8 protein-coding genes are annotated in these 9,380 nt (G+C 34.8%); 2 read left to right on the top strand and 6 right to left on the bottom strand.

Annotated features, from left to right (window positions below; all coding sequences use genetic code 11):
• Window positions 1-519: 519 nt before the first annotated feature.
• The 6 genes from FTT87_RS11185 to FTT87_RS11160 form a co-directional block, all read right to left on the bottom strand.
• Window positions 520-981, bottom strand: a complete 462-nt coding sequence (locus FTT87_RS11185) for a Mov34/MPN/PAD-1 family protein (protein ID WP_180174869.1) — start codon at window positions 979-981, stop codon at window positions 520-522.
• Window positions 971-2,737 carry an E2/UBC family protein gene (locus FTT87_RS11180; protein ID WP_373423522.1) on the bottom strand — a complete coding sequence of 589 codons (1,767 nt, stop codon included), beginning with the start codon at window positions 2,735-2,737 and terminating at the stop codon, window positions 971-973. The genes FTT87_RS11185 and FTT87_RS11180 overlap by 11 nt, the downstream gene beginning before the upstream one ends.
• 4 nt (window positions 2,738-2,741) lie before the next feature.
• Entirely contained in the window at window positions 2,742-4,043 is a 1,302-nt protein-coding gene (locus tag FTT87_RS11175) for a cyclic GMP-AMP synthase DncV-like nucleotidyltransferase (RefSeq protein WP_180174868.1), read from the bottom strand.
• 1 nt (window position 4,044) lies between these two features.
• On the bottom strand, window positions 4,045-5,145 hold the full coding sequence (locus tag FTT87_RS11170; protein WP_180174867.1) for a CBASS cGAMP-activated phospholipase: 1,101 nt from the start codon (window positions 5,143-5,145) through the stop codon (window positions 4,045-4,047).
• Between the two features lie 403 nt (window positions 5,146-5,548).
• Window positions 5,549-6,031: a hypothetical protein gene (locus FTT87_RS11165; RefSeq protein WP_180174866.1), complete on the bottom strand. Its 483-nt coding sequence runs from the start codon at window positions 6,029-6,031 to the stop codon at window positions 5,549-5,551.
• Window positions 6,032-6,164: 133 nt separating this feature from the next.
• On the bottom strand, window positions 6,165-7,037 hold the full coding sequence (locus FTT87_RS11160) for a hypothetical protein (RefSeq protein WP_180174865.1): 873 nt from the start codon (window positions 7,035-7,037) through the stop codon (window positions 6,165-6,167).
• A 238-nt stretch (window positions 7,038-7,275) separates the two neighbouring features.
• Between FTT87_RS11160 and FTT87_RS11155 the strand changes: the two genes are divergently transcribed.
• Together FTT87_RS11155 and FTT87_RS11150 are read left to right on the top strand one after the other, a co-directional pair.
• Complete coding sequence (locus FTT87_RS11155) at window positions 7,276-7,602, top strand: helix-turn-helix domain-containing protein (protein ID WP_180174864.1); 327 nt, start codon at window positions 7,276-7,278, stop codon at window positions 7,600-7,602.
• A 978-nt stretch (window positions 7,603-8,580) separates the two neighbouring features.
• Complete coding sequence (locus FTT87_RS11150; RefSeq protein ID WP_373423521.1) at window positions 8,581-9,375, top strand: ComEC/Rec2 family competence protein; 795 nt, start codon at window positions 8,581-8,583, stop codon at window positions 9,373-9,375.
• Window positions 9,376-9,380: the final 5 nt, after the last annotated feature.

The raw sequence follows: 9,380 nt of genomic DNA, 5'->3' as shown, positions 1-9,380 counted from the left end.
AAGTATTTGGATTGTCACTGCTTGCTCCAAAGTTAACATGTTGAGCAGTCCAAAATGACCGCTATATTAACCAAGGGGGTCAGTTTTTAAATGCCATTAGGGGGTCATTTTTACACTGCCGCTAACATTTATTTTAATTTCTAATTTTTATTTATGGATAATAAAATAATTCGCTAAAGTTTTATTCTCTGTTAATCATGATTTTATTTATCTTTAGTTTCATAGGAAAGTACAGGTTTTTACTGAAAAATACTTTAAGCTTTTGTTTTTTAAATTGATCTATCACTCGATTTAAATATAGATTTTTTTATAGCTAAATACTTTAGTCTGTGATTTATTAATATTTATTTCAAGATAATTAAATTTTAGTAAGATCTTAATAGGACAAAAAATTCTAGAGGAGGTCAAGTAACCTATCATGAAGAGTCTTTGGTCAATGCGATTGAGTGCATAAACTAACTTATAAGTTATAAAAATAGACATTGAGTTTTTATTTTTGTCATACATTGTTACAATTAATTAAATTTGTTTTAATACCTCAAGATTGTTTTTTATTTTTTTTCCTACCCAAAAATGTGTTCGACCAACAATAATTAAAACCAATGGTAAATCTGATTTTAGGTTTTTGTGCCAACTGGTGTAGTCTGTTATGGATGGATTTGGTACATCTTCAGGATGTGTGTGCCACTCACCTAAGTAGTGCAATTCACCATTACTTTTTTTAAAAGCTTCATCAACAGTCTTTTGATGATGTTTGCTGATACGGTCTACCATGAATCTACTTCTAATATCGAACTTGCTAGGCTCTGAAAGGTCTTTTAAGATGATATGAGTATCTCTACGTTCACCGATAAGAACTCCGGCACTTTCAGGGCTAGAGGTGCCTATTTGGCGGTATGAAAATAATATATTCGCAACATTAGGCGAAATGACGAATAGAGATCCATCTAGGGCTTTGAAAACGAGTTCTCTATCGAACATTACAGATGTCACAAAAGTCTTGTTTTTTAATCCAAGTCGGTTTTTTAGTGCGACTGCCCATGAAAATATGTTCTTTATAATTCCAATCCCTATCATGCTCTAAAGTTGATAAAGCTGCTTCTTGGATCAAAGCAGCTGTCATAACACTGACTGCTGCATCATATGGTGTGTATGTATTACCACATGACACTTTCTTTTGGTTAACATCTAATATCTTCTCAAAACGAATATCAGTGCCATTTTTATAGAAAGCCGGATCACCGCATAGGCAGTTATAACAACCATCTGAGCTATCAATGAATACTTTTGATGCGATACCGTTACCATCATTGAATCCATGAACAATGATAGGTCTATCCTTAGCATCAATCTCTCGGATCACTTTTGCTAAGCGTTTTGATACAGGTCCTCGACCAGTGGTATCAATAACGATGTCATAATGTGATAAGAAAGACTTCATAATAGGAAACCCATATTTATGAGCTTTAACATTTGTCGTGAGGTGAGTTGAATCAATAAGCCTATCTTTCAATGCTATTGCTTTGTGATTACCGAAGTCTCTGCTACTCAATGTATGGCGACCAAAATTGTGCGGACCATAGGTATCATGATCATATAAATCTAAACTTTTGGTTCCCATGCCAGCACCGGCCCGAATCAAAAGCTCTGCCAGGTAACCCCCAATGGTTCCGCAGCCAATTAAAGCGATACGCTTTGTCCGCAGATCACCAATCTCAGGTCTAGATCTATTACGTGAGAGGATCGTATCTTTATCCGACTTTTCAAATGCAATTCTTTGGAATTTATTGAAAGCGAATTTACCCATGAGAACGCTACTTGCTCTTTCTAAATCAAATTTTCTTGCCCCTTTACCTTTTTTTCTTGGATTTGCGTAAGTCGTAAACTGTACTGCTTTTAGATTCAGTTCGAGTACTACCCCGAATGTATCTTGTTTATCTACATCCAATACGATCAAATGATGTTTAGTCGCAGGGTGGTCTACAAAATACTGAACTAAATGTGCTTTGGCATTGTGGTCTACTTTAGACAACCATTGAAATAGTGCCTTGGCATCTTTGGGTGGCCAATGAACACCAGAAAGCTTGGTAGGCCTAACCGTAAGACAAAAAACGTTGAGTTTCCGACTGTCAGTTTCTTCAAGTGATCTTTGGCTTAACCATTTTTCTTGAATATCTTTATCGTGGAATCCAAACAATAAGGATTCGGTGCGTTTAGAACCATCCTTAGCAGTGTTTCGAGTTAGATAAGCAACTTCACCATTCAATGAGTTTAGATCGGTCAATGCATAGGTCAGTCGTTCAGCTTTCCAGTAAGCGACAAATTCACCCTCAAGTTCAACCTGATCTACTTTGCCATTCTTTAAAGATTTAATTGAGTTATCTAATGTGCGTTGGATCTGGTGATCGATAGTCCTATATAAATTACTAAGATCATTAGGGTCCCAATCAGCTTCCATTTGTTCAACGTAGCAAAGATTCCCACTATTATTGATATGAGGAAGTAGCATATCGTCAAACTGTGATGGTTTACTGATGATATGCGCCCATGGCAAAATTGTATAAACGTCATAGTTTATTTCTAGAGCAATAGTGAATATCCCCTCAGAAGTCGAAAATTCTTTGAGGTAAACAGGATATTTTTCTGCAATTGAAGATAGAACTTTATATTTTTTTCGTTGCTTGGCTGTCAGGTATTCATACCCACAGCCAAGCATCACAGCATGTAATTCCGACACTCAATCAACCACTTTTCATTGAAGTGCTGATAATGGCAGCTTCTTTTGCTTTAAATGGAGTGCTTTCATAAGCAGGAGCTGCTGCTTGAGACACGATAAGACTTAGATCCTGAACACGATCACCGTATTCGCCATTAAGAATATCTAAAGCATCTTGCTTGGTATGTGCAGCGTATACAGATTCGAGGGAATCAACCAATTGCTTTAGCTTCTGTATAACTTCTTTGTGCTTAGGTTCATGCTCATAGTGTGGAGGGAACAAAGGGCGATCATCATTTTCATCAGGACTCTCTACGCCATTGTGGAAAGCATCTGGAAGTTTTCTTGCAACTGTCAGCATCAATAATCCAAAATCTTTAGAATCAACAGAAGTACGATCTAAGATGTCTACCACTGCTGCCATTAAAGAAATCGATGATGGACCATTACTTTCTTGCCAATCACCAGCATCACGCCATGCTTTAAGAATACGACAAACTTTTCGTAAATGCTGACCAGTCCGTTGACACGCATCTTGGAACCATAAATGGACATCTTTTGGATCGCTTTTAATCCATTTTGCATCATCCTTGCGTACAGCTAGATTTACACAGTCAGTTTCAATTTGATCATAAAGCGCATGATCTGCGGCTATGATACTGTCATACATTTCCATTGATAATCGTGTGTTTGCAGCCTCTTTTAGTAACACTTCTTTTTCTAGGAACTTCTCAAAAGGAATGGCATACATCGGTACATCTATATGGACGCTTTTGGCAGGGATTTTGATGCGTCCACATGTTTCTTTCGCTTCAAATGACCATCCATAACGCTCAACAGCCAAAGATTTAAGAGAAGCATCAACCAAGAGTAATAGAAGTTGATGTCCAATTGCTGGTTTATCTTCAAAGAATTGCATCGGCAGATATGTACCATCATCAATGTCCATTTCTTGAGTAGATTTATATGGACGATTTAACGTGTCATACATGAAGCTACCCTGTGTCCAAAAACGTGGACTTATCTTCATGAATTCTGCCTTTAGATCATCTGACAAATCCATAATAAGTTGGGATAGAGTTTTTTGATCATCTGCTGAAAGGTATTTGAAATGTGTATCGATGAACTCAGCTCGAAATGATAAAGCGGAGTGGTGCTGTTTAGAAGACTTAACAAGTTGTTTAGCTTCGTCAAAAACATCCCGTGTTCGTTCACGTACAATCTGACGTAATGCTTTGAGTGCATCTTTCTCATGATCACTAAGGATTAGCTGACCTATCAAGCCAGTATCACGATTGGTATAATAATTATGAAAATTCCAAGTCATGTCACATCCCCTGTAATAATGATGTATTAGTGTTAAATTTTTTAGCTGGTTTCAGGAAGAATTTTCGTAATTCCTCATTTTCAGTATAGCCTTCGGCACCTAATTTTTTGCCCATACCTTTAAGTTGCCTCAGGCTACTCTCAGAAGCATTATCAAGCGTAATATCGGCAGCAGCTTCGTTTGGAATCGTCTCATCGATTTCAACATAATTTTTCTCAATTCCCATGACTTTAAACTCACGAATTAACATGAACCTCTGCAAATGTTGGTTTGCAGTCATAGTACTCAAAACTAAACGTTCGCCCATGCCCCATAATCCCCAATAACCCTTGTTACATTTTTTAGAAAGAGTTTTGGGACCAATGCAATAATTTTCACTTAATGTTCCAATATTTAAAACAGAAACATCTTCAGGCTTCGCATTTGGAAAATCATTTTTCATATCAATCAGAACTTCACGCACGCCTATGAAGCTAGGATTATTTGCGACTAAACCACCATCAGCAAAATAGTGCCCCGCATCTTTGATAAAGTGAGGTTTGAAATAGGTTGGTGCTGCAGATGTGGCCATTGCAGCATCAATCAATCTGATCTCACGATCATAATTAAAATTAGGATTATGTGGAGTTTTAAAAAACTTTGGTTTTCCTGTAGAAAGATTCAGTGATGTAATCATTACGCGACGTTCCAAATCTTCAAATTTAACAGTATCACCAATCATACTTTTAACTGTTTCATACAATGGATCGCTTTTGTAGATAGGACGAAAAAGCGTCCAAAACTTCTTCCACTTGAACCGATCCAGAGGAAAAATACTAGATGCACTACTTTCAAATTTTTCCAATAACTCACGGGCGCTTTTACCACTTGCCAAACCAAGTGCCAAAATACCACCTATCGAAGTGCCAGTAATCAGATCAAAATAATCACCAATTTTTACACCAGTTCGATTCTCACGTTTTTCGATGATACTTTCGATTTCTGCTAGTAGACTAATCGTGAATAAGCCACGAACTCCACCACCGTTTAAGCATAAGATCTTAATTTTTTCTGAAGTCTCTAGCGATATATTCCCCACGTCAGATTGTTTTAATGTTGTCATTATGTATTCGCAGGTATTGTGATTATTTCGATATTGTGTCGGGAAAAGATATTTCAAGAGCAGTTAAGATTTTTAAAATTTTATTTCTAATACAGAGAAAATACATTGAACTTTTCAACAGTAAATTCGCTTACTTATATTTCATATACATTAGATCTCTTACGTAAGTCAAAAATCGAACAACTTTAATTCTTATTTTATAAGGCATTGTCTGATTTAAAAATAAGTTGAAAGTATTCTTAAGCAAGAGGTCTACCTATTAGATACGTATGATCTCTGCATGGACAGATTATGCACAAACTTAACTGGAATAGTCTGACTAACCAATAGATAAACTTGTAATACTATATCCTTCTTTTTGAGTGATTAGTTAGTCTACAACCACTGAAATCTTATGAAATGATTAATAAATACAAGATTCAATATTTTTAATAATATTTACGATATTGTTTTTTCTTTTTATAATATTTTTGACGTCAAAGTTAATGTTATTGATATATTTTTCTAAACAAAAATCTAATTCAGGAATTTCTTTAATTAGCTCATTAGTTAATTGAATTTCAATTTTTTTATCTAATTCTTGTTGCTTAATTTCAACTAATTTTTGAGTCAATATTTCAGTTGCTTTTAGCTTGCAATGATCAAACCTAAATTCTTCCAATTTGGAAGTTTCTGAATAATATTTTTTACCATTAAGACCAGTAATTTTTGTTAAATAACCATGTTTCACAAGATCTTGGATGAGAAGGTAGGTCTGTTGTTTCACTTGATCGGACACTATATCGAACTGTGTCCAGATTTCTTTAGGTGTAAACATGACTAGAATAGTTTGTCTCTCAACAATATGTAAGAACTGTTTTTTAACAGCATTTTTAATTTCTTTCATATACCTTATCTTGGAAAAAATGGATTAATAATTTTTTGGTTTTAGTGAGCCAAAAACAATATGAAACACAAAAGAATAGGCTAATTAAATAGCTGACTTGTCTAATGACAAGTCAGTCAATAGAAATCACATACTAATACATACAGATATACCAATTTTCCTTGCTATCCCATATCACGCGGCCAGATTCTAATGGAGTTTGTTTATATTGAACATTATTGCCTGAAGCAATTTGATTGTTACTACTCAACCAACCTTTGATGCTAATTTTGATATTGTTGTTGCTAACTGCCTCTAAGCTAGCAATAACTTTGGCACCAGTGACGGTTCTAAATTGAGGCTGACCCAGCACAACCAGACCTGTATATTCTGATATTGAAGTGTCCTTACAGATCGTACGACCAATATCATTTGCTTTGGGTGAGTTCGCTGCAACCATGCGTTGATAATTCTGCTGTTGATTTCTAATCTCTTGGTTACGTCGCTGAATTTGAGCATCAATTTCTTTTTGTTTCTTCAAATCAATCATTAAATAATCGCTTGAAATATTCAGTAGATCACGTGGACTTACTATTTCTGTTTTTAATGTCATAAACGTAAGTTGTTGGGTACGATTATATCTATTTGAAATAGGTTCAATACTTACACCCCATGGTGAGGACGCAGTACAAGTGAAACCACCAATATATGGGAGTGCAATATTTGTAGAGCCCTGAATAGGTTTAGTTAATCTTGAAAATTTTGATTGGTATGTTTGTGAAAAATGTCCTTTTTGAGATTCACAGTATGTCTTTAAATAGGTAAACGGAATTTGGTGTTCTAGTAGGTTAGGAGAAACCATATATTCCTTACCTTTACTATCTTTCCCATTTAAGTGCTTGGATGCGACGACTTCACTCGGGTTTTTGAATTTTGAAACATCAGAGGCTTTTATATGATCGACAGTTACACAACCGATCATATTCGTCAAAAGTGAAAGCCCAATAATAGATTTAATTATATTCATTATATGTCTCTTTAAAATACAGCTTATTTTTACTTGAATTTGTGCTAGGTCTTGTCATGAAACGTCCTCCGCAAAATTATCACGTATAAAAAATTGAAAAGAAAATGGAGTGCCACTTTCCTTTTACTGACTATTTAAAAACTAAGGATTTCTTAGGTAAGCAAATACTAAGGAATCCTTAGTAATAAATCAATTCAAAACTAAGAAGATCTTAGTTTTATGATTTATCTCTGAACTAATGGCTCGACATACCTCAAATATTTTCTCTATACGTTTAAGGCTTGCTCGAAAAGCAAAGAACTTGTCTCAAGAGCGTTTAGGAATACTGGCTGGTATTGAAGAATCCTCGGCAAGTGCACGGATGAATCAATATGAGACTGGAAAGCATGTGCCTGATTTTTTGATGGCGTCCAAAATTGCAGATGTCTTAGACGTTCCTGTCGCTTATTTTTATACTGATAATGATTTAATGGCTAAAATGATTTTAAAAATTCATCTGATGTCGCATCAGCAGAGATTGGAAATTTTAAAATTTATTGATATGTTGGATCAGCATACGAGTTGATTCAAAGAAATAGGGTGAAATAATCATATTATTTTTATGATTGCTAATTATAAAAATATTATATCAATGATCCGCTTAATGGTGAAATAAAATACTTTGTGTTGTTTGGTTGTTTCCAAATATCATAGGTAAAACTTCTATGATTAGACGTGATGTTTGTTCTATATTTTTAAATCTCATAGATGCGCTTTAATTTTCATTACTCGAAGTAAAGATTCTAACTTGTAGGATTATAGGTAATTTTTAATTTATTTTAACTAAGTTTTTGACACCACTTTATTCAAGTAACTATTAAACTATTGATTAGTTATTAATAGTTTTCAAAATTTATTATTCTAATTATAAAGATTAAAGATATGGCTTGAGAATAAATAAGAAGAAGCAGCTCTGAGCAAGAAATGCAGTAAATTTATCAATCTTACCTCAGAACTGGGAGCAGGATTGACTACACACTAAATTTTTACCAATAGACCTCTTGCGAAAGTATGCTTTTACCTAATTTTTGAATCAGCTAAAACCTTATAAAATATAGCTTGAGGCTGTTTAAATTTTGACTAACGCAAGAGGTCTAATGGCCAAATCATAATGAAAACCCCATAGCCTTTGTATTTTCATTATTTAACTTTGTTGTCCCACCAAATATCAAAATATGTTTTTGTGAGTCTAAAGTAATTCTTTTAATACATTGATAGGGAAGAATGGTGTGTACTTTATCATCTTCTGGTTCCTAAATTTGAGTGTCTTAAAGCTTCATGTTTAATAAACATATAGTTGATTTAGGAGCTATATAATTTTTGTATTTTTATAGGCGATAGGATCTAAAGGCTGTTCTTGCACTCGGGATGTTAAATCAGTGGGCTACTCTTAAATAAATTGATGGATGATTATTATTGATATATTAAGTTTTTAATTTGATTATTTTAACTAATTTAACATTAATTCCATATTTTATGAAGTATGGATTCGAAATATCTATATATGAAGTATAGGGTAGGGCAGGCAATTTTTATTCGGGATCAAGACCAGACCATGATGATTGATACTGGTGGTAATTATAATGAAGCTAAATTCAGTATCGGCAAACAAATTATTTTGCCCTTTTTATCGGTGAAGGGTGTGGATCAATTAGATCAGCTGATTTTGACTCATTTAGATCAGGATCATAGCGGGGCGTATGCATCGATTAAACAGGATTTACCCATTAAGTATGTTTATTCAAATGAGCAAGTTCCCATTCCCGATAGTAGCCAGTTTGATTATTGTCATCAAGGGCAGCAATGGTCGTGGAATGATGGGATGAACATAACCGTGTTATCACCCAAAGCAGAGAATTTGGCAAATGCCAAAACTGATCAAAACGAAATGTCCTGCGTGGTTTATGTGCAGGTGAAAAATGCCCAACCCTATCGAAATTTTTTGCTGATGGGAGATGCCGGTTGGCGAACGGAATATCAAATTCTGCAGGATTATCCAGACTTAAAGGTTGATGTGCTGGTTTTGGGGCATCATGGTAGTCGGCACAGTTCAGCCTATACTTTTTTAAAGCAATTAAAACCAAAAATCGTGATCGCTTCGGCTGGCTTTAACAATCGTTATGGACATCCCAGTAAAATGACGTTGCAGCGTTTACAGCAGCTGGATATTCCTGTATTGAGCACAGTACAGCAGGGCAGCATTCAATTTAGCAGACAGGCCAATGGACAAATGCAATTACATTATGCACGTGAACAAAAGCTATGGTTAAAACGTGAAGCAGTAAAGCTTAAATCATAAGGCCT

The sequence above is a fragment of the Acinetobacter sp. YH01022 genome (assembly GCF_013420235.1).
Lineage (GTDB): Bacteria > Pseudomonadota > Gammaproteobacteria > Pseudomonadales > Moraxellaceae > Acinetobacter.
The sequence above is the reverse complement of the archived record's forward strand: the minus strand, read 5'-3'. Positions and strand labels throughout refer to the sequence as shown.